This is a genomic window from Paraburkholderia sediminicola, assembly GCF_046026895.1.
In the GTDB taxonomy this organism is placed as follows: domain Bacteria; phylum Pseudomonadota; class Gammaproteobacteria; order Burkholderiales; family Burkholderiaceae; genus Paraburkholderia; species Paraburkholderia sediminicola_C.
The window spans coordinates 127,959-146,934 of record NZ_JAQQEU010000008.1; the positions used below are offsets into that span (position 1 = coordinate 127,959).

General features: G+C 62.5%; 19 protein-coding genes. 13 read left to right on the top strand and 6 right to left on the bottom strand.

Going from position 1 to position 18,976, the window contains the following annotated elements; translation table 11 throughout:
* Positions 1-239: 239 nt before the first annotated feature.
* Positions 240-989 (top strand): hypothetical protein, encoded by a 750-nt coding sequence (locus PQR02_RS08420; RefSeq protein ID WP_408228235.1) that lies wholly within the window; start codon positions 240-242, stop codon positions 987-989.
* On the opposite strand, the gene PQR02_RS08425 is transcribed toward PQR02_RS08420, so the two are convergent.
* The 3 genes from PQR02_RS08425 to PQR02_RS08435 all read right to left on the bottom strand — a co-directional run bounded on the left by PQR02_RS08425 (position 984) and on the right by PQR02_RS08435 (position 5,094).
* Positions 984-2,534 (bottom strand): phospholipase D family protein, encoded by a 1,551-nt coding sequence (locus tag PQR02_RS08425; protein ID WP_408228238.1) that lies wholly within the window; start codon positions 2,532-2,534, stop codon positions 984-986. The genes PQR02_RS08420 and PQR02_RS08425 overlap by 6 nt on opposite strands.
* 33 nt (positions 2,535-2,567) lie before the next feature.
* Positions 2,568-3,980, bottom strand: coding sequence for a DUF2252 domain-containing protein (locus tag PQR02_RS08430; protein WP_408228241.1), 1,413 nt, complete (start codon positions 3,978-3,980; stop codon positions 2,568-2,570).
* Positions 3,981-4,416: 436 nt separating this feature from the next.
* On the bottom strand, positions 4,417-5,094 hold the full coding sequence (locus PQR02_RS08435; RefSeq protein ID WP_408228413.1) for a FadR/GntR family transcriptional regulator: 678 nt from the start codon (positions 5,092-5,094) through the stop codon (positions 4,417-4,419).
* Positions 5,095-5,317: 223 nt separating this feature from the next.
* Between PQR02_RS08435 and PQR02_RS08440 the strand changes: the two genes are divergently transcribed.
* From PQR02_RS08440 to PQR02_RS08485, 10 genes are all read left to right on the top strand, one after another.
* Positions 5,318-7,102, top strand: a complete 1,785-nt coding sequence (locus PQR02_RS08440; protein WP_408228244.1) for a gamma-glutamyltransferase family protein — start codon at positions 5,318-5,320, stop codon at positions 7,100-7,102.
* A 46-nt stretch (positions 7,103-7,148) separates the two neighbouring features.
* Positions 7,149-8,561, top strand: a complete 1,413-nt coding sequence (locus tag PQR02_RS08445; protein ID WP_408228247.1) for an MFS transporter — start codon at positions 7,149-7,151, stop codon at positions 8,559-8,561.
* Between the two features lie 33 nt (positions 8,562-8,594).
* Entirely contained in the window at positions 8,595-9,134 is a 540-nt protein-coding gene (locus PQR02_RS08450) for a GAF domain-containing protein (RefSeq protein WP_408228250.1), read from the top strand.
* Positions 9,135-9,148: 14 nt separating this feature from the next.
* On the top strand, positions 9,149-10,393 hold the full coding sequence (locus tag PQR02_RS08455) for an MFS transporter (protein ID WP_408228252.1): 1,245 nt from the start codon (positions 9,149-9,151) through the stop codon (positions 10,391-10,393).
* Between the two features lie 335 nt (positions 10,394-10,728).
* The gene (locus tag PQR02_RS08460; protein ID WP_408228255.1) at positions 10,729-11,343 is read left to right on the top strand and encodes a uracil-DNA glycosylase family protein; all 615 of its coding nucleotides are present in this window, start codon (positions 10,729-10,731) and stop codon (positions 11,341-11,343) included.
* A gap of 35 nt (positions 11,344-11,378) precedes the next feature.
* On the top strand, positions 11,379-11,765 hold the full coding sequence (locus PQR02_RS08465) for a DUF488 domain-containing protein (protein WP_408228258.1): 387 nt from the start codon (positions 11,379-11,381) through the stop codon (positions 11,763-11,765).
* A gap of 721 nt (positions 11,766-12,486) precedes the next feature.
* Positions 12,487-13,011, top strand: a complete 525-nt coding sequence (locus PQR02_RS08470; RefSeq protein ID WP_408228260.1) for a hypothetical protein — start codon at positions 12,487-12,489, stop codon at positions 13,009-13,011.
* Positions 13,012-13,316: 305 nt separating this feature from the next.
* Complete coding sequence (locus tag PQR02_RS08475; protein WP_408228263.1) at positions 13,317-13,808, top strand: ArsR/SmtB family transcription factor; 492 nt, start codon at positions 13,317-13,319, stop codon at positions 13,806-13,808.
* Positions 13,805-14,332 carry an SRPBCC family protein gene (locus PQR02_RS08480; protein WP_408228266.1) on the top strand — a complete coding sequence of 176 codons (528 nt, stop codon included), beginning with the start codon at positions 13,805-13,807 and terminating at the stop codon, positions 14,330-14,332. Before PQR02_RS08475 ends, PQR02_RS08480 begins: the two co-directional genes overlap by 4 nt.
* Before the next feature lie 93 nt (positions 14,333-14,425).
* A complete protein-coding gene (locus tag PQR02_RS08485) occupies positions 14,426-14,848 on the top strand; it encodes a DUF1801 domain-containing protein (protein ID WP_408228269.1) in 423 nt (140 codons plus the stop codon).
* A gap of 90 nt (positions 14,849-14,938) precedes the next feature.
* On the opposite strand, the gene PQR02_RS08490 is transcribed toward PQR02_RS08485, so the two are convergent.
* Complete coding sequence (locus tag PQR02_RS08490; protein WP_408228272.1) at positions 14,939-15,385, bottom strand: SRPBCC family protein; 447 nt, start codon at positions 15,383-15,385, stop codon at positions 14,939-14,941.
* Positions 15,386-15,696: 311 nt separating this feature from the next.
* Here PQR02_RS08490 and PQR02_RS08495 point away from each other — a divergent pair, with 311 nt between their 5' ends.
* The gene (locus PQR02_RS08495) at positions 15,697-16,035 is read left to right on the top strand and encodes a DUF190 domain-containing protein (protein WP_408228275.1); all 339 of its coding nucleotides are present in this window, start codon (positions 15,697-15,699) and stop codon (positions 16,033-16,035) included.
* A gap of 305 nt (positions 16,036-16,340) precedes the next feature.
* Entirely contained in the window at positions 16,341-17,123 is a 783-nt protein-coding gene (locus PQR02_RS08500; RefSeq protein WP_408228278.1) for an ABC transporter substrate-binding protein, read from the top strand.
* Between the two features lie 59 nt (positions 17,124-17,182).
* On the opposite strand, the gene PQR02_RS08505 is transcribed toward PQR02_RS08500, so the two are convergent.
* Both PQR02_RS08505 and PQR02_RS08510 read right to left on the bottom strand, forming a co-directional pair.
* Positions 17,183-17,539 carry a host attachment protein gene (locus tag PQR02_RS08505; protein ID WP_408228282.1) on the bottom strand — a complete coding sequence of 119 codons (357 nt, stop codon included), beginning with the start codon at positions 17,537-17,539 and terminating at the stop codon, positions 17,183-17,185.
* Between the two features lie 88 nt (positions 17,540-17,627).
* The gene (locus tag PQR02_RS08510; protein ID WP_408228285.1) at positions 17,628-18,842 is read right to left on the bottom strand and encodes an alkene reductase; all 1,215 of its coding nucleotides are present in this window, start codon (positions 18,840-18,842) and stop codon (positions 17,628-17,630) included.
* Positions 18,843-18,976: the final 134 nt, after the last annotated feature.

The following is an 18,976-nucleotide window of genomic DNA, read 5'->3' on the forward strand; positions in this document are numbered from 1 at the left end:
ATCCGTCTGGTTCTACAATGAGTACATCGAGTGAACTGGCAAACATGGCAAGACCGCAGCGATGACGTGCGACGGGCAGCCGGTCTGTTCACTCCTGCCCAATCCGGCGCCTTGCATTGTGCGATCAGAATACTATGACTGGCGGATTGCCGGAATTGGCAATAACGCGTCATTTCTGTCGCAGATACGGGTTCGCCTGATATCGGTGGAGCGTTTCGCACTATCCGGAGTCGAGCAACGTGAAGATATCCCGCTTGCTGCTTGGCAGTGTTCTGCTTTTCGCGCTCGGCACGGTATTGCAGTTCGTATGGCCGCTTTCGCAGCCGGCGTCTTATCACCACTTCGCTGATGAGCGCTCACTGGGGATGCTTCCCAACGCTTCGGACGTGCTGTCGAACCTCGTCATTCTGGCTGCGGGTCTCGTCAATTTCAGGTGGGTGATCCGGCATGCGTCACGCCCGCCGCTCCAGTTTCCCGCGATGGTGGTCGCGGGCCCCGGCCTGATCCTCACAGCGTTCGGCTCGGCCTACTATCATGCGGCGCCTTCGGATGCGTCGCTGGTGTGGGATCGATTGCCGATGACGATCGTATTTGCCGGCATCCTTGCGATGCTCTGGACCTCGGTGACCAGACAGCGCGTGGGCTGGGTGCAGATGCTGATCCTCATTGCGGTATCGCTCGGCACCATCGAATACTGGCTTGCCTTCGACAGCCTTTGGCCCTATGCGATATTGCAGTTCGGCGGACTGGCCGTCGTCGTCGGCATGACCGTCGCTCGCAAGGTCGATGCGCCGGTCGCATGGGCGATGGTGATCGTCTTCTATGGGCTTGCGAAGATCTTCGAAAGTCTCGACTGGCAGATATGGGCATTGACGGGTCATCTGTTCGCAGGGCACGCGCTGAAACATATCGCGAGCGGATTCGCCGGCGCCGCGTTGCTGCTGATCGCGCAAGCGCCGCAACGCGTCGGCGCATCCCTGGCGCTATAGTTGCGATTCGATCGGCAACAGGCCGAGGAACCAGATGCCGGTGCGCTTGAGGGCCGACACGCCCGGCTCGTCGAATTGCGTTTGCGTTCCGGTGGCGGTGGTCTCGATCCACACGATCCGCGTCTCGCCGTTGGCATCGGGCTGTTCTTCTACCCGCCAGGCAATCTGGTCGAGTTTCGGTTCGAGTCCATTGACCACCTGCGCGGCGAGCGCAGGGCTTTCGCAATACACGCCGATCTCCGTATTCAGGCTGATCGAGCGCGGGTCGAGATTCATCGAGCCGATGAAGATGCTGGACTTGTCGAACACATAGGTCTTGGCGTGCAACGAGGCCTTCGACGAACCGAACAGCGACTTCTTTTTCGCGTGATCCTCGGACGCGACGGGCTTCAGCTCGTAGAGGTGCACGCCCGCATCGAGCAGAGCCATGCGGTAACGCTGATACCCCGCATGCACGGCCGACACGTCCGTGGCCGCCAGCGAGTTGGTGAGGATGGTGACGCGAACGCCGCGTCCGGTTTCCTTGCGCAGCCATGCGACGCCTGCTTTCCCGGGCACGAAGTAGGGTGAAATGATGAGCATCTCCTTTTGCGGCTGGATGCTCAAGGTCTTGAGCTGCGACAGCAGATGGCCGGTTGGATCGTCCGGAGAGCGCGTGATTTTCGCGGGATCGTCGTGAAGCAGGGTCGCTTTCCCCCAGGAGACATCGATGTCGCGCAGCTTCAGCGTTTCCTCATAGCGCTGCCTCGCCTGCGTGACGTAGGGCGTGTCGCGTTGCGACTCGATGAATGCCGCGAGCAGCGTGCGATGGGCGGCGAGCGCGTCGGGGTCAGCCGGATGGCCTGTCAGGTTTTCGATCGGGTAGGCCGCGTCCGAATTCCAGAACTCGTCGAACGCGGTGGAGATGTTGCGGACCACGGCGCCATACGTCAGCACGTCGAGGTCGCCGAATGACACGTCGTTCGACGCGTTGAAGTATTCGTCCCCGATGTTGCGCCCGCCGACGATTGCGGCTTCGTTATCGGCGATGATCGACTTGTTGTGCATGCGCCGGTTCACCCGCTTGAACTCCAACGCCGTGCCCAGCATTTTGAAGCGGCGGCTCGCGACCGGATTGAACAGCCGTATCTGAATGTTCGGATGGGAGGCGATGGCGAGCAGCACCTGATCGTCCGCGCCGGTGCCGAGGTCGTCCAGCAACACGCGCACCCTGACGCCGCGATCCGCCGCGCGCAGCACCGCATTCGCCAGATGCCGGCCCGTCAGATCGTCATGCCAGATGTAGTACTGCAGATCGAGCGTGCGATCCGCCGCCTCGGCGAGTACGATGCGGCTGAGCAACGCGTCGACGCCGTCGGGCAGCAGGTGAAAGGCCGTCTGGTCCGGGTGCAGCCGCTCCTGCGGCGTAAAGGCCGCGCCAAGGCGGGTGCTGTCCGACGGTTCGATCGCATGCGTTTCGATGCGCGACGTCTGCGGCGGCAGACCCACGCAAGCCGACAACAGCGCCAGCACCAGGACCGCGAGGACCACGCGCCACTTTGCCATTACGGAACTCCAGACCATTGTGCCGCGAACGCTTCACGCGACGAAATCAGCCGCCATGTCGGCATCGGTGCGCGCTTCGAGTCGACCGCTGCGGCACGCGTGACGGAACCTTTCGTAGTCCTGTTCCACCTGATCGGCGTAAGCGCGTGAATAGCCGACGAGCGCTTCCGCCATCTGGTCGCCATTGCCCAGATAGCCGGCCACCTCCGTGGCCTGCCCCCCCGCTTTCGCGTGCGCTCGCGCGAGCACCCAGCCGCACAGACCTGCGTAGTCGCGGAACGTATCTTTCTGAAACAACTCGAGCGTGGCTGAGATCTTCATGTCGCGTAGTTGGCGCCCGTAAATGGTTCGCCCGAACGGACCCGAGCTCCAGCCCAGGAACGGATCGGTCGCGCCCTGCATGAGCCGCTGGCCGTGGACGACGCGGTGGCCGTGATGCCTCGGCGCCGGCGCGTCGAAATAGCGCGAGATGACGGAGGTCGACGCTTCCTTGAACTGGATGAAGAGCGGCTTCTCATGGGGATCGACCATCAACAGAATCAGGCATCGCGTGCCGACGCTGCCGACGCCGACCACTTTGAACGCGACATCGTGCATCTCGAAGTGCGCGAGCAGATTGCACCTCACCTCGCCGAGGGACTTCAGATAATGCCTGTAGATCGGCCCCATCAGCTTGCGCCAGTCGCCGAGGCCGAGCCAGTCGTCGTCGTGCGTGAAAAGCGTGGTCTTGCCGTGCACGTGGAAGATGCAAGGCGGCGCGTCGCGAATCTGCCAGATGCCTTCGCGACGGCTGGCGAGCTTGGGGAGCATCGTGTCGTGAGTGCGGCGCGAGGCTTTTTCGATCAGGTTGCGAATGCGTTGCCGCGAGTCGTCCGTGGTCACGATCCGTTCGAGACGGTCGAACGTGATGAGTTCGTACCAGAGTTCGAGCGGGCTCATCGCCGAATACCGCTCTGTCCAGTACTGATAGCTGTGCACGGCGAGCGCCACCACCTCGTCGGCGAGTCTGTCGCCGTGGCCGAGGTGCCTGACCGCAATGCAAAGGCTGGCGCTCAGGCGTTTGAGGTCCCACTCCCACGGGCCGACCGCCGTTTCGTCGAAGTCGTTGATGTCGAAAGCGAGCGCCCGTTCCGGCGTCGCGAAGCCGCCGAAATTCATCAGGTGGCAATCGCCGCATATCTGGAAATGAAACCCGCTATTGGCGGTGGTCGAGAGATCATGCGCCTGGATGATCGCGCTGCCCCGATAGAACGTGAACGGAGATGCAAGCATGCGTCCGTAGCGTAGCGGAACGAGGGCTTCGACGCGTCCCAGACTGTTCTCGCGCAACAGATCGACCGGGTCGCGATGGGTGTTGCCGATTTTGGCATGCGCGCTGCGCGGCGTCTCCTTGCGCGCCGTGCGGCCCAGCGCACGGCGTTCCCTGAGCAAATCGAACGGCGTCATCACTTGCTCCCGGCCGATGCGGCGAGGCAACCTGCCCGAAAGCCGCGCGACAAAGCGCGGATCAGAGCGGCATGCATATTGGGAGCGGGTGGTGGGAACGTCTGCGCAATGACCGGCGCGCCGCCATGAGACGACCCGCAGAGGCCCGGCATTGCGCCGCCTGGAAGGGAGCGGGTGAACACGCTTGCGGCAGCCCGGCCCGCCAATGCGGCGATCGTTCTCATCTGTTATTCCCCTTGACTTGACGCTTGCATGCCGCAGCGCCCATGCGCCGCGATCTGATAAACGCGTTCTACGAGTAAGACGGGAAAGCGACTGATAAAGACTGCATGCCGGACGAGTCCGTTTGTCTGTTCGAACTCTAGCTTGTCTCCCTGATTATTTCCATAGAACCCGCTCCGGGGCTCCGTGAGCTTCGCAGCCGTATTCAGAGCTGTCAGGCGTCGCTGTCGACGGCATCGTCCCGCCCCGCGGATGCGCGTCCCTGAACGCTCAGCAGATGCTCGCGCATGGCCCGGGCCGCCGCTTCACCGTCACGGGCCTTCATGGCGCCGACGATGGCTTGATGCTGCTGGGCGAAAAACTGGCGCGTCGTCTGGGCCGCCGTCTTCTCGCGCAGAGCCGGTTTGACCCGCATGCCGTTGATCACTTCCATCAACGCAATGAGCGCCGGATTGCGCGTGGACTGGCCGATCAGCAAGTGAAACCGGTGATCCCATTGCTGCCACTCGTCGTCATTCTTCGCTGCGGCGTTCTTGCGCGCGCATTTTTCCAGCTCCAGCAGATCGTCGCGGCTCGCTTTCGTCGCGGCAAGCCCGGCGAGCGCAGGCTCGAAAAGCAGACGCATTTCCGCGATGTCCGCTGGACTCGCGCCCGCGCGAAGGCCGCGCAGGGTGGGCGCAAACTTCAGCGGCCGCGCGCCGAGATAAGTGCCGCGTCCGACACCACGCCACACCTGCCCGGCCGCCTCCAGCGTGGCCAGCGCGGCGCGCAGCTCCCGCCGGCTGACGCAAAGGTCGTCGGCGAGCTTTCGTTCCGGCGGTAGCGCGTCGCCGTCCCGAAGCTGATGATCGGCAATGTATTGCCGCAGGCCGTCCAGCATTGAGTTTTCCATGTGTCGCGTGAACCAATGTGAATTGGTATCAACCATAGCAGAATGCGGCGGTTTCGCGCTGGATCGTTGGATGTCGCTTTTTGATCTTGTAATATCGCAGATATTTCGGGTTAACACCGGGTGAAGTTCAGCGCTGTAAGCCGTACCCTGACACGTTATTTTTTCTGAACCTTTATTGATTGGTTCGCCAGATCATCGCAATTCGCCGCACAAGGAGTCGAGCATGTCGTTTACAACCCGTCCGGAACTGATTGGCACATTCGGCATGGTGGCCTCGACGCATTGGCTGGCCAGCGCGTCGGCCATGGCCGTGCTCGAAAAGGGCGGCAATGCGTTCGACGCCGCAGCCGCAGCCGGGTTTGTTCTACAGATCGTCGAGCCGCATCTGAACGGTCCGGGCGGCGAGCTGCCGGTCGTGTTCTACAGTGCGCGCGAGGACCGGGTGCGCGTGTTGTGCGGCCAGGGCGTGACGCCGGCGGCGATGACCATCGAGCGCATGCGCGGGATGGGGCTCGAAGTCGTTCCCGGCACGGGCTTGCTGCCGGCCGTGGTGCCCGGCGCATTCGGCGCGTGGATGGCGATGCTGCGCGACTACGGCCAACTGCCGCTGGAAGACGTGTTGAGCTATGCGATCGGCTATGCGGAGAACGGCTATCCGGTGCTGCCGCGCATGACGTCGTCGATCCTCGCCATCAAGGATTTCTTCCAGACCGAATGGCCCACGTCGGCCGAGCAATGGCTGCGCGACGGCGATGCGCCGATGCCGAACCGGCTGTTTGCGAATCCGGCGATCGCGCAGACCTACCGGCGCATCCTGCAGGAAGCGAAAACGCGCGCCGACCGCGCCGAGCAGTGCGAACGCGCACGCGAAGTCTTCTATCGCGGCTTCGTGGCCGATGCGATCGACCAGTATTTCCGCTCGACCCCGGTGCTCGACACGTCCGGCCAGCGCAACCGCGGCCTGCTCGATGCAGACGATCTCGCGCGCTGGCAGCCGACTTACGAAGACCCGGTCTCATACGACTACGCAGGCTTCCGCGTTCACAAGACGGGTCCTTGGGGCCAGGGGCCCATGTTCCTGCAGCAGCTCGCATTGCTGAAGGGCTTCGATCTGGCGGCGATGGACCCGCTAGGGCCCGACTTCGTGCATACGGTGATCGAGTGCTCGAAGCTCGCTTTCGCCGATCGTGAAGTGTTCTACGGCGACCCCAGGTTCGCGCAGGTGCCAATGGATACGCTGCTGAGCGACGCGTACAACGACGCACGCCGCAAGCTGATCGACCCAGCTCGCGCGTCGTTCGAATTCCGTCCCGGCATGCTCGGCGACAGCGAACGGCGCGCCGCGCTGATCCTGGCCAATGCCGGCAAGGAGCAATCCGGCGGCTCCGGCCAGGGCGAGCCGACCTTCGCCTCGCTGCCTGAACTACGCGGCGACACGGTTCATCTCGATGTCGTCGATCGCTGGGGCAACATGGTCTCGGCAACGCCGTCGGGTGGCTGGCTGCAGGCGTCGCCCGCCGTGCCCGGTCTCGGCTTCAACGTGACCACGCGGGCGCAGATGTTCTGGATGGAAGAGGGCTTGCCGTCGTCGCTGGGACCGGGACGCCGCCCGCGCACCACGCTGTCGCCGACACTGGTCACGCGCGAGGGCATGCCCTACGCGGCTTTCGGCACACCGGGCGGCGACCAGCAGGATCAATGGTCGCTTCAGCTGTTCCTGCGACACGTGCACGGCGGCATGAACTTCCAGGCGGCCGCGGACGCGCCGTCGTTCCAGACCGCGCACTTTCCCGGCTCGTTTTACCCGCGTTCGATGCAGTTGGGCAAGATGTCCGCCGAGTCCCGCTTTCCGGAGCACACGCTTGCCGGCTTGCGCGCGCGTGGACATGACCTGAACGTGGCCGAACCCTGGGCGCTGGGCCGCGTCTGCGCGGTCGGGATCAGAAACGGGCTGATGCGGGGCGCGGCAACGCCGCGTCAGATGCAGGCCTACGCGGTCGGCCGATAAGTTTCGCGGCCCGCCAACCACCTACGTGTCCTTGAGGAGAAACGCCGTGTCTGCTGTCGCCGCCCGTCTTGAACGACTGCCGATCTCGGGCTTTCATCGCAAGCTCCTGCTCATCGGCGGGCTGGGGTATATGTTCGATGGACTCGATTCTTCATCGCTTGCATTCCTGCTGCCGGTCGTGAGCAAGCTGTGGCATCTGACGAGTGCCGAGAGCGGCCTCGTCGCGAGCAGCACCTATATCGGCTACTTCTTCGGCGCGTTCCTCTCGGGCGTGCTCGCCGATGTGATCGGCCGCCGCCGCATCATGATGTCGGCGCTGGCGATTTACTGCGCCGCGTCGCTCGCGAGCGCCGCCGCCTCCGACTGGCACACGTTCTTCGCGTTGCGCATCGTCGCGGGTTTTGGCTCCGGTGCGGAGACGGTGGTGATCGCGCCGTTTCTGGCCGAGTTCGTGCCCCGGCGTTACCGGGGCATCTTTTGCGGCGCACTGGTCGGGTTCATGTCGTTCGGCTATCTGGGCTCGTCGATTCTCGGCTTCACCGTGGTGCGCAATTTTGACGATGGCTGGCGATATCTCGCCGTGGCGACTTCATTGCCGGTCGTGATGCTGCTGTGGTGGCGCAGGACGCTGCCCGAGTCGCCCCGCTGGCTGGAAAGCCAGGGGCGACGCGGCGAAGCGAACCGTATCGTGAGCGATATCGAAGCGTGGTTTGCAAGCCGCGGCATCGCGCTGGCGCCCGTCGCTTCCCTCGTTGCGATTCCCGCGTCCGCACCTGTGAACGCCGGCGCGTTGCGCAACGTGCTGACGCTGTGGTCGCCACGGCTCGCACGCACGACGGCGGTCAGTTGGATGATGTGGTTTGCGGTCGCGTTCGCGTACTACTCGTTTTTTTCGTGGATCCCGAGCCTGCTGCTCAAGGAAGGGCTCACGATGACGAAAAGCTTCGGCTATTCGATCGCAATCTACGGTGCGCAGATTCCGGGCTATTTCTCGGCGGCGTGGCTCAATGAACGGATCGGCCGCAAGGGAGTCGTGGCGTCATACATGCTGCTGGGCGGAGTGTCGGCGATCACGCTGGCGTTCTCGCACACGGGCATACAGATCATGGCAGCCGGCATCGCGTTGTCGTTCTTCATGAACGGCGCGTTCGCCGGGGTCTATGCGTACACGCCGGAGGTCTTCCCGACGACTGTGCGCGCGACCGGTACCGGTTCGTCGTCATCGTTCGGCCGGATCGGTTCGGTGAGCGCGCCGATCCTGGTCGGCCTCGTCTATCCGGAGCTGGGTTTCCTCGGTGTGTTCACGATGACCACGACAGTCCTGCTGATCGGGGCCTGCGTGGTGTTCTTCCTGGGCGTCGAGACGCGCAACCGCTCGCTCGAAGATATCGAAGTGGATAGCGCCGAAGCGGCGCTGGACGTCCGCGCCCCGCTCAACTCCACCGAAATGCGCGGCTGAGCCTTCGTCATTTCTCAAACCGGCACACGGACTATGCAAGAAGATCTTATCGAGCAGCACGCGCTGGAACTCTCGGACCTCGAACGTCTCGCCAAGGCGCTTCGCGTCAAGGATCAACCCGCCGAGATTTTCCGCGCGGTGCACGCGGTGGCGGCGAGCGCGATCGGGGCGAGGCTGTTCACGATCATGTCCTACGATGCGCGGCAGCACGAAGTCGAGCGCGTCTATACCAACATGCCGGCGGTTTATCCGCTTGGCGGGCGCAAGCAGAAGCGCGGCACCGCGTGGGCGAGACAGATCTTGCAGGACCTCAGGCCGTTCCGCGCGGAAACCGCGCAAGCAATTCGCGACGCGTTCGACGATCACGCGGTGATGACCGCCATGGGGCTCGGATCGATCCTGAACATCCCGATCGCGTACGGCGGGGTCTGCGTCGGCACGATGAACATGACCCACGTCGAAAGCTGGTACACGAAGAGGCATGAGGAAATCGGCGTGCTGATCGGCAGCTTTCTCGCCCCCGCCTTGCTCAATCTGCAACCGGCTGGTGCCGACGGTCCCGCGACTTACTGACATCAACGACAGCTATGGCTTCCACCACACCGTCAAGCTTGACCACGACTTCCGAAGCCCAGGGCCGCTGGCTGCTCGTCTTCATTCTCGGCTACCTTGCGTTGATCGCCGACGGCGCGGACGTGATGATGTACGGCCTGACGCTCACGCGGATCAAAAACGAATTCGGACTGACCAACGTCGAATCAGGCGCACTGGGAAGCTTGACGTTGATCGGCATGGCGATCGGCGGAATCGCGGGCGGCTGGGCGAGCGATCGACTGGGGCGGGTGCGGGTCGTCGCGTGGGCATTGGCGCTTTTTTCGCTGGGCGCCGGCTTGCTGGGGCTCACGCATAACTTCGTGGAATTCGCGGTCGTCCGATTCATCAGTTCTCTCGGCATCGGCTGCATGGTGCTGGTGACCACGCTCGTCGCCGAATACGTGCCGACGCAGCGGCGCTCGCTGATTCTCGGTGCGTTGCAGACGGGCATTTCGGCGGGCTATATCGTCGTCATTGCGCTGAGCAACTGGATCTTGCCGCAGTACGGCTGGCGCACGCTGTACTACGTGTCGGCGCTGCCCGTGCTGCTCGCGCTGGCGATCAAATTCGTGGTGCCCGAACCGGCCAACTGGCGAGCGACCCGCGCGGCCGCCCGCACTAGCGAACGTCGGCTCATCGACAATCGCTACTATCTGATCTTCAGCAACCGGCAGTCGCGAACCATGTTCATTTTGTGGACCCTGGCCTCGGTGTTCGCGCTTTCCGGGTTTTATGGGTTGAACAACTGGTTGCCGACTTACCTGGAAAAGGAACTGCACGTCAAGTTCAACGCAATGGCGGGATACATGATCGGCACGTTCGTGGTCGCCTTCGTCGGCAAGATCGTCGCCGGGTGGCTCGGCGACCGCTGGAGCCGGCGCGGTGTGTATGTGCTCGGTTGCGTGGGCGCGGCGCTGTTTCTGCCCGTCATCATCTTCTTGCATACGCGCGAGAACATCATTTATCTGATGCTGCTGTTCGGCTTTTTGTACGGCGTGCCGCTGGGGACGATCGGCACGTTCATGTCCGAGAGCTTCGCGACTCCCATCCGTGGTACGGCGGTGGGCGGCTCCTATAACCTCGGCCGCTTCTGTTCGGGCGCGGCGCCGATCGTGATCGGTTATCTGGCTACCCAGTTTTCGATTGGCGCCGGCTTTCTGGTGGTGGGCGGGGTGTTCTTTTTGAGCGGTTTCACCGCGCTGTTCGTGCCCGACCGGTTGTACGACACACAGAAGTAAGCTGCTTTCGCAGCGCCACGGTCGCATGGACGTGGCGCTTGCGGTTCATGTGCTGCGCGCAGAAGGACGTTCGCGATGAGCAGGCTTTTGAAGCCTTGTTACGCGATTATAAATAAGTTTCCCGAATGAAATTGGGCGACGCTATCGGATAGCGTTCAAAACATTCTTGTTCGGTTCCGCGCATTGAAGCGATGGACATGATCGTTCCTGTGCACGCCGTGCAGCGTGGATGAACTGCATTGACCGTCTGTCGAGCGGCCTGTCGCAAATGGCGGTTGTAAAATGGAAATTCTTACGATCTGGGCGAGGACCCGCGTCAAATCGGATTTCCACAAGTGAACAAGCCCGCCTACCCCACCCTCGAAGCACTTCTTGCCGACGTGCGCGATTGCCGCGCATGCGAACGCGATCTGCCGCTGGGGCCCCGGCCCATCGTGCGTGCTGCCGACGAAGCCCGCATCCTCATCGTGGGTCAAGCGCCCGGTGCGCGGGTGCACGCGTCGGGAATTGCATGGAGCGACGCGAGCGGCGAGCGCCTGCGATCCTGGCTCGGCGTCGACGTCACGTCGTTCTATGACGAGACGCAGTTCGCCATCATTTCAATGGGGTTCTGCTATCCCGGACGAGGCACTAGCGGCGACAAGCCGCCGCGCCGCGAGTGTGCGCAACTGTGGCTGGATAGCTTGCTGGAGAAGTTGCCTAACGTAGAGTTGACGCTATTGATTGGCCAATATGCGCAGCGCCATTTCCTCGGCGCGCGCCGCAAGCCGTCGCTGACGGAAACAGTGAGGGCATGGGCTGAATACGCGCCGGCCTTCGTTCCGTTGCCGCACCCGTCGCCGCGTAATCAGGCATGGTTCAAGCATCACCCGTGGTTCGAAAGCGAAGTACTGCCGATGCTGCGGGCAACGGTGCAAGCAGTCACCGGCGGGACAGGCGGGAACAGATAAACCGGATCGGCACATCCTGTAGAGCGGAGGAACGCATGCCGCGTGCGAACAGCAAGAGTGCGAAGATCGTGATCCAGCGAGCCTACGCAGAGCCGGGCCCGGATGACGGTTATCGCGTGCTCGTCGATCGCGTATGGCCACGAGGTCGCAATAAGGAGACGCTTAAACTGGACCAGTGGTCGCGTGAGCTTGCGCCGAGCGCGCAACTGCGCGAATGGTTCGGGCACGATTCGAAGCGATGGACGGAGTTTCAGCAACGCTACCGCGATGAACTGGATAGCGATGAGATGCGAGCGCGCATGCAGCAACTCATGAGCGATGCGGCCGGTCAGCGGATCACACTCGTCTACGGCGCGAAAGACGAGGAACACAACCAGGCGATCGTGTTGCGCGACGTTCTTTTGCATGTGCGCAAAGGCTGAGTCCGCGTGAGGCTGGCGAGATTGCGTGCATGCCGGTTTGACGCGGCGTGTTGCCAGCGCGGGCCTCTGGCGGGCCATTTTGTGTCCCGCAACGCAAGAAGCGATGTGGGCTTTTGTCGATTGCGCGGCGGCGCTCGTCGTGCGTCCGGCGTCAGGGGGATGGTTCGCCCCATTTCTGATTGGTGCGGGTTCATGGGGCCGGCGAGGCGTTCGCCAATTGCTGATGCCTTGAGCATGAGCCCTGCGAGACCAATAGCCTCCTATAGTGAGACGGATTGGTCAATAGAGAGGTGTGCTCTGTTGATCAATAGCACCTGCCGTCCGATACTGGAAGTGTCGTTTCGCTTACCGGGTGATGGCGACGCCGGCCACCGGAGCGAACCCACGCGCCGCGGCGATTCCCCGGGTTGCATTGGGAACTGGCCGAAATGACAGGCCGGCCCGTCATATCCGTGCGGATAGCTCGCCGCACAGGCTGGTTGCTCGTCAAGCCGGGCCTGCAACGAAGGCCGGTGAGTTGGATAGTTAACCGGGTGGGCGTCAGCGGGAACGGAGCGTATTCCGGTTGGAGTGCAGGGGAGTCCGGCTTATAGCCGGACGGCCGGCGAGATCGCGGAAATCACGGTCGAACCATGAACGACACAGAAGGGGGCCTGATATGGCGTATGCTGATCTGGCAGTACTCTGGGGCGTCGGGATTCTCGCGCTGGCCTGCCTGGTCGTGTGCGGGGTCTATCTGTACTGGAGCAGCGAAAAATACCGCCGCCGGAAACAGCGGTTCGACAAGCAAATGAGCCGCATTCGGGCGACGGGGAAAACCAAGGCATCGCTCTCGCGGACCGGGGCAGACATGGGCACACAGCTAAGCCATCGCTGCATTACCTCGCTCTATCGGGCGGTATTCGACAACACCCATCACGAAAGCATCGTGTTTCTGCTCGCTGCCAGCCGCGACGATGCGCGCGAGCGCGCGGTCGGCGCGCTCGCTGCGATCCACGGCATCGCGGTGCAAAATGTGCGTCTTGGCAACCTAGCGTCGTTTCAGGAAATGATCGACATCGGCATCAGCGAGGATCGGGATTTGCGCGTCTTCGAACTGGCCAGGAAGGGGACGAGTGTCAGCGCATGGGTGGGGCATCCGCTGTTTCTGACCGACGACTGCACGTTGCTTGGCAAATGGGCTGAGTTATACGCGGATCTTGCGCGGGAACTGGCGCTCAGCACGATCGACCGGGCGCGGGGCTGACGCTTGCAGAGTGTAGGAGTCAAGCGTCGCAGCCCGGCGACTGTACTGGTAGCATGACCGCCCGGCGACGGGCCGTTTTCGTTTGCTGAACCGGCTGTTTGGGAGCAGTCCGCGAAGCGGGCAAGGTCTGCGGGATCGCGACTGCATCGTGTTGCTGTTCCTGTCGCCCGACGAGAGCGGTGTGGTGCGGATGCCGGTATTGACGCAAGGCCATCGCGCTACCTTTGACGCTGCGCGCACACCTTCTGCGTGACAGGGCCGGTTTCCACGGTTTCCTACGGCAAGTTGACCACGGGATTTCCCGAATGCGCGGCGTTGCCGAAACAGGCGATAACGCGCCTCAGCCTCAGTCCCGCTTCAGCCTCGGCCTCAGCGCCAGCCAAACCCGCAGACATCCGCTATCCCAACGACAGCACATACCCGGCTTGACACGAATATACTCGGCGAAGTATATAAGAGGTATGGAATCGACATTTGCCATCATCGCCGAACCGAGCCGCCGCGCCATCCTGAGTCTGCTCGCATCCTCGGAGCAGTCCGTGGGTGAAATCGAGGAGAAGCTGAATCTCTCGCAGCCCTCGGTTTCGAAGCACCTGCGGGTGCTTCGCGAGGCTGGCTTCGTGGAAGCGCGCGTCGACGCACAACGGCGTCTGTACCGGATCAAACCGGAGCCGCTGATGGAGATCGACGCATGGCTCGAACCGTTTCGCCGCTACTGGTCGGTTCATGTCGATGCTCTCGAACGCCACCTCGATCAGATCGATCCTGCACCGCGCCGCAAGGGGAAGAAACCATGAGCAAGCGAGACGACTACATGCCGGGCCCCGCCGCCGGCGCGGAAGTCAGAAAAGACGGCGAAAAATGGACACTCGTTTTGGTTCGCGAGTTGCGCCATTCGCCGCAGAAAGTCTGGAATGCGTTGACCGATCCGGCCAGTCTGCGTGAGTGGGCGCCATTCGACGCCGACCGGAGTCTCGCCGCTGTCGGGCCCGTGAAGCTTTCCACGGTCGGCACGCCGACGCCGCAAGTCTCCGAGACAGAGGTGACGCGCGCCGACGCGCCCAAGCTGCTCGAATACCGCTGGGGCGACAACGACATGCGATGGGAGCTCGAACCGCTCGGCGACGGCACGCGGCTTACGCTGTGGCACAACATCGATCGCGGCTTCATCGCGATGGGCGCAGCGGGCTGGCACATCTGCCTCGACGTGCTCGATCGGCTCGTTGGCGATGAGCCGATCGGACGTATCGTCGGCGGCGAGGCAATGAAATTTGGTTGGCCGCGCCTGAACGAGGAGTATGCGAAGCGCTTTGGCATCTGAACCTGCAACCCGTGAGACGAACTTCCGGTTCACCACGCGCGGAGAAAGACGAGCTCCGCAACCGGCGCGATGCTGGAAGTCCAGGAGAACAACATGAAAACGTCGGATTCGCCCGAGGGCCAGCCGGCATCTGAGTTGATCGACAAAAGAATCGCCGATCTCGCAGACTGGCGCGGCGAGACCTTGAGCCGGATGCGCAAGCTCATCAAGGAGGCGGACCCGGATGTCGTGGAGGAGTGGAAATGGATGGGCACGCCTACGTGGTCGCATGATGGGATCATCTGCACCGGCGAGTCGTACAAGTCGGTCGTGAAGCTGACTTTCGCCAAAGGGGCTTCGTTGCAGGACCCGCGAAAGCTGTTCAACTCGAGCCTCGACGGCAACGTCAGGCGCGCGATCGACATCCATGAAGGGGAGCAGGTCGACGCGCGCGCGTTCAAGGCGCTCATCGTCGCCGCGATTGCTGTGAATACGGCCAACGGAAAAGCGAAGGCGAAGCCAAAGCGCGCGAAGTAGGCGTCGGCATGTGAACACCTCGTGTTGCTCGAAGCGCCATCGCCAATGGCTGGGCTTCGAGCAACGGCACGCGCATCTGTGGCTACGCGCTCAGTCAGAAATCTCGGGCTCGACCAGCTTCGCCAACTGCATCAGCGACTCCTGCCAGCCGAGATAGCACATCTCCACAGGAATGACCTCGGGCACGCCCTCCTGCACGATCGTGACGTCGGTCCCGCAGGACACTTGCCGCAATGAAATGGTGACGTGCATCTGGCCGGGCAGGTTCGGGTCGTCGAAGCGGTCCGTGTAGCGGATTTTTTCGAACGGCACCAGTTCCACATACTCGCCGCCGAACGAGTGGCCGTTGCCGGTGCTGAAGTTGCGAAAGGACATCTTGTGGGTGCCCCCGACGCGGGCATCCATGTGATGGACCTGACAGGTGAAGCCATACGGAGGAAGCCACTTCGCGATTGCGTCGGGTTCGAGGAAGGCGCGATAGATGCGCTCGGGGGTCGCGCGCAAGACTCGATGGAGATGGATGGTTCCGGTAGCCATGGTGTGCTCGCCTTTCACTGAAGAAGTTGGAGATACTTTCACGACGAGTCGACGATTGCGGTATCGACATCGTCGCGACCAGGGAAAACCCGGGGTACTGCTGGGGTTCCCGGAGCGCGATAAACGCCGGTTGCTTGCGCGTTGCTCACCGACGCCGTGAAACGCGCTAGCGATCTTCGACAATCTCGTCCTACTGTCGCACTCCTTTTCGGCGAAAGTGGTAGCGTTGACAGGTCACAGGAACGCTGCCGGTGACGCTGCCAGCAGAGGTTTTCTGGCAGCGGCCCGAACCGCATGAAGGAGACGCCAACATGAACGGCTATCAGGTCACCTTCTTTACCCAACAGGATCGCCGCCATCGCGGCAAGCCGCTGGCCGACTGGCTCGTCCATCTCGCCGGCGAACTGGCTTTGCGCGGCGCCACGGTGATACCGGCATGCGAAGGCATCGGCCACCATCATCGCATTCATTCCGCGCACTTTTTCGAACTGGCGGACCAGCCGCTGTCCGTCGTGATGGCGGTGACCAGCGAAGAAGCCGACCGGTTATTCGAGCGGCTTCGCGCGGATAACGTGCGTCTGTTCTACGTCAAGACCGCCGTCGAGTTCGGAGTCGTGGGGACTGACGACGAAGAAGTCAAAAAATCGTAGCCTGCGATCTTGCCGTTGCCGCGAACAGGCCCAGTCAGGACGGGCAGCTTCCCGGCTATTCCAGCGGAAGACACGAGGGTCATCGCATGCCGTTCGGACCATGCGGCCCGGCATGCGTGATCCGCATGAAATGATTTTTTTAATGCATTTGTATGGTTGGGCAGATTAGGCTCGAATGTCGGGCCCGCGCGCGGGATGCGGCTCCATGAGTTATCGGTCTCGCCACTATCAGGCTGTTGACCCGCCGGACCATGCCCGTTCAATCCAGCCGCGAATTTTTTCTAAAACAGTGACAAAGGAGAAACATGAAAGCCACGCTTGCAACCCTAACGGTTGCGCTGCTCGCCGGATCGTCCGGCAACGCAATCGCTAAGGACTGGCCGACCGTGCGGTTCGGTGTCGACGCGAGCTATCCGCCGTTCGAATCGAAAGCCGCCGACGGCAAGCTCGTCGGTTTCGATATCGATCTGGGCAACGAGATTTGCCGGCGTCTGGATGCAAAATGCGTGTGGGTGGAAAACTCCTTCGACGGGATGATTCCCGCGCTGAAGGGGCGCAAGTTCGACGGCGTGCTGTCGACGATGTCGATGACGCCCGCACGCCAGGCGCAGATCGCGTTCTCGGCGAAGGTGTTCCGCATTCCGACGCGCCTCGTCGCGAAGAAGGGCTCGACGATCGTGCCGACGCCGGAAGCGCTGAAGGGCAAGCGAATCGGCGTCGAGCAGGGCTCGATCCAGGAAACCTACGCGAAGACGTATTGGGAGACGGCTGGCGCGACGATCGTGTCCTATCAGGACCAGGATCAGGTGTACGCGGACCTGATCGCCGGGCGTATCGACGCATCGCTGCAGAATGCCGTGCAAGCCGACGTCGGTTTCCTGCGCACGCCGCGAGGCAAGGACTTCGGATTCGCCGGCAATCCGCTTTATGATGCGAAGACCTTGGGCAGCGGTACCGCGATCGGGTTGCGCAAAGAGGATACCGACCTGAAGGAAAAGATCGACAAGGCCATTGCCGACACGCGCGCGGACGGCACGTATGACAGGATTGCGAAGAAGTATTTCGACTTCGACGTCTACGGCCAGTGAAATAAGGCCCGGCGCACGGCATCGAGCGGTAGGCCGGTTTACGACCGGGCAGCTCGCCGTCAATGCCTTCGCAGGTGCGCTTGAATATCGCGCGCATCGAGGGCCGAGAGATCTTCGTTGATCTCTTCGAAAATCATCTGACGCGTCTCCTCGCTCAGACGCTCGCGCAGCATCCCGAGAAACTTCGGCTCCACGGCAAATCGCAATCGCTGATACCGGTGATGAAGCCGTCCCTGTTCGACGTAGTCGGCGACGGTCTTCGCGAATTTTTCGCGATCCTTCTCGCTCAGCGACGGTCCACTCGGGACGACATTGACGAGGTCTTCGATTTCCCGCAAGTCGAGTTTAAGTCCCGGTGTCTCGAAGATTCGTGCACGGCTGCCGTCGGCAACGACAACCCAGGTAGTGAAAGCCATGGTGCGCCTCTCAGCGTGATCGGTCGCCGGCTCGGCGGCCATCGCAAATCGTCGCGTGATGCCAGCGAGCTCGCCGTTCAACGACAGTCTATCTCCAACGCCCATCGATGACGGACCGTGGGGCCTCCCCGCGCTCCTGCGCGAGCGACGGATAGTCGGTATACCCGCGCTCGCCGCCTCCATAGAACGTCGACGGATCCGGCGAATTGAGCGGAGCGTGCAACCGGAAGCGTTCCGGCAGGTCGGGATTGGCGATGAACAAGCGTCCGAACGCGATCAGGTCCGCGTTGCCGTCCTCGAGCCATCTTTCCGCACTGCTGGCGTCGAACCCGCCCGCGACCATCAGCACACCGCGATAAGCGCGGCGTATCATCTCGCTCATGCGTTTCGCGCGCTCCGTGAAAGCGACATCCTCACCGGTCGCCGCCAGCGCGGGATTGACGATGTGCAAGTAGGCCAGCCGGTATCGATTGAGCTTCTCGATGACGTAAGAAAAGGTCGCCTCGGGATCGTCGTCATGCATGTCGTTGAAGGTGCCGAGAGGGGAGAGCCGTACGCCGACCTTTTCCGGCCCCCACACTTCGCAAACCGTTTCGATCACCTCGAGCAGCAGCTTGGCCCGACGCTCGCTCGACCCGCCGTATTCGTCCGTGCGGCGGTTCGTGCCGGACAACAGAAACTGGTCGAGCAGGTACCCGTTCGCTCCGTGCACTTCGACGCCGTCCATACCGGCAGCCTTTGCGTTGCGCGCCCCCCTGGCGTATTGGCGCACGAGATACGGCATCTCTTCGACCTGCAGCGCGCGAGGCGTGACGCAGGGCGCGACGACACCTTCGCCGCGCTCGTTCTCGATGAACGCCTCCGCCCTGGGCCGGACCGCAGAGGGCGCAACGGGCAGCATTTCATCCGGCTGCAACGAGGGGTGCGATATGCGTCCGACGTGCCAGAGCTGCATGAACATCAACCCGCCCGCCTCGTGCACGGCGTGCGCCACGAGCCGCCAGCCTTCAACCTGCTCGCGACTATGGATCCCAGGCGTCCATGCATAGCCCTGTCCTTGCATCGACACCTGCGTCGCCTCGCTGATGATGAGGGCGGCCGCTGCGCGCTGCGCGTAATAGCAGGCGTTGAGCTGCGACGGTATGTTCCCTGGTCGGCTCGCGCGCGAACGCGTCAGCGGCGCCATCACGACACGATGACGCAGGTTGTGCGGTCCTACCTTTACGGGTTCGAAGAGCTTGCGCAGCGGGATTTGCTCGTCGTGCTGCCCGGCTTCCGCGGGCGCGATTTCCGTGTCAGGCATAAATTCGCTCCTTGGGTTTTTGACTCGGCCCGAAAAGTGCGGCCATAGACGCTTCGAAGCGTCGGCGTCAGATCACATCGACAGGATTCCGCTTTCCGACCAGTCTAGCCATGACCCGCGTGCGCTTCTTTCCC

Bases quoted from the DNA above. Each gene is read 5' to 3' on its own strand.
- PQR02_RS08425 (WP_408228238.1), bottom strand. From the start codon at position 2,534: ATGGCAAAGTGGCGCGTGGTCCTCGCGGTCCTGGTGCTGGCGCTGTTG.
- PQR02_RS08430 (WP_408228241.1), bottom strand. From the start codon at position 3,980: ATGACGCCGTTCGATTTGCTCAGGGAACGCCGTGCGCTGGGCCGCACG.
- PQR02_RS08435 (WP_408228413.1), bottom strand. From the start codon at position 5,094: ATGGAAAACTCAATGCTGGACGGCCTGCGGCAATACATTGCCGATCAT.
- PQR02_RS08440 (WP_408228244.1), top strand. From the start codon at position 5,318: ATGTCGTTTACAACCCGTCCGGAACTGATTGGCACATTCGGCATGGTG.
- PQR02_RS08450 (WP_408228250.1), top strand. From the start codon at position 8,595: ATGCAAGAAGATCTTATCGAGCAGCACGCGCTGGAACTCTCGGACCTC.
- PQR02_RS08455 (WP_408228252.1), top strand. From the start codon at position 9,149: ATGGCTTCCACCACACCGTCAAGCTTGACCACGACTTCCGAAGCCCAG.
- PQR02_RS08465 (WP_408228258.1), top strand. From the start codon at position 11,379: ATGCCGCGTGCGAACAGCAAGAGTGCGAAGATCGTGATCCAGCGAGCC.
- PQR02_RS08475 (WP_408228263.1), top strand. From the start codon at position 13,317: ATGCGCGGCGTTGCCGAAACAGGCGATAACGCGCCTCAGCCTCAGTCC.
- PQR02_RS08480 (WP_408228266.1), top strand. From the start codon at position 13,805: ATGAGCAAGCGAGACGACTACATGCCGGGCCCCGCCGCCGGCGCGGAA.
- PQR02_RS08485 (WP_408228269.1), top strand. From the start codon at position 14,426: ATGAAAACGTCGGATTCGCCCGAGGGCCAGCCGGCATCTGAGTTGATC.
- PQR02_RS08490 (WP_408228272.1), bottom strand. From the start codon at position 15,385: ATGGCTACCGGAACCATCCATCTCCATCGAGTCTTGCGCGCGACCCCC.
- PQR02_RS08495 (WP_408228275.1), top strand. From the start codon at position 15,697: ATGAACGGCTATCAGGTCACCTTCTTTACCCAACAGGATCGCCGCCAT.
- PQR02_RS08500 (WP_408228278.1), top strand. From the start codon at position 16,341: ATGAAAGCCACGCTTGCAACCCTAACGGTTGCGCTGCTCGCCGGATCG.
- PQR02_RS08505 (WP_408228282.1), bottom strand. From the start codon at position 17,539: ATGGCTTTCACTACCTGGGTTGTCGTTGCCGACGGCAGCCGTGCACGA.
- PQR02_RS08510 (WP_408228285.1), bottom strand. From the start codon at position 18,842: ATGCCTGACACGGAAATCGCGCCCGCGGAAGCCGGGCAGCACGACGAG.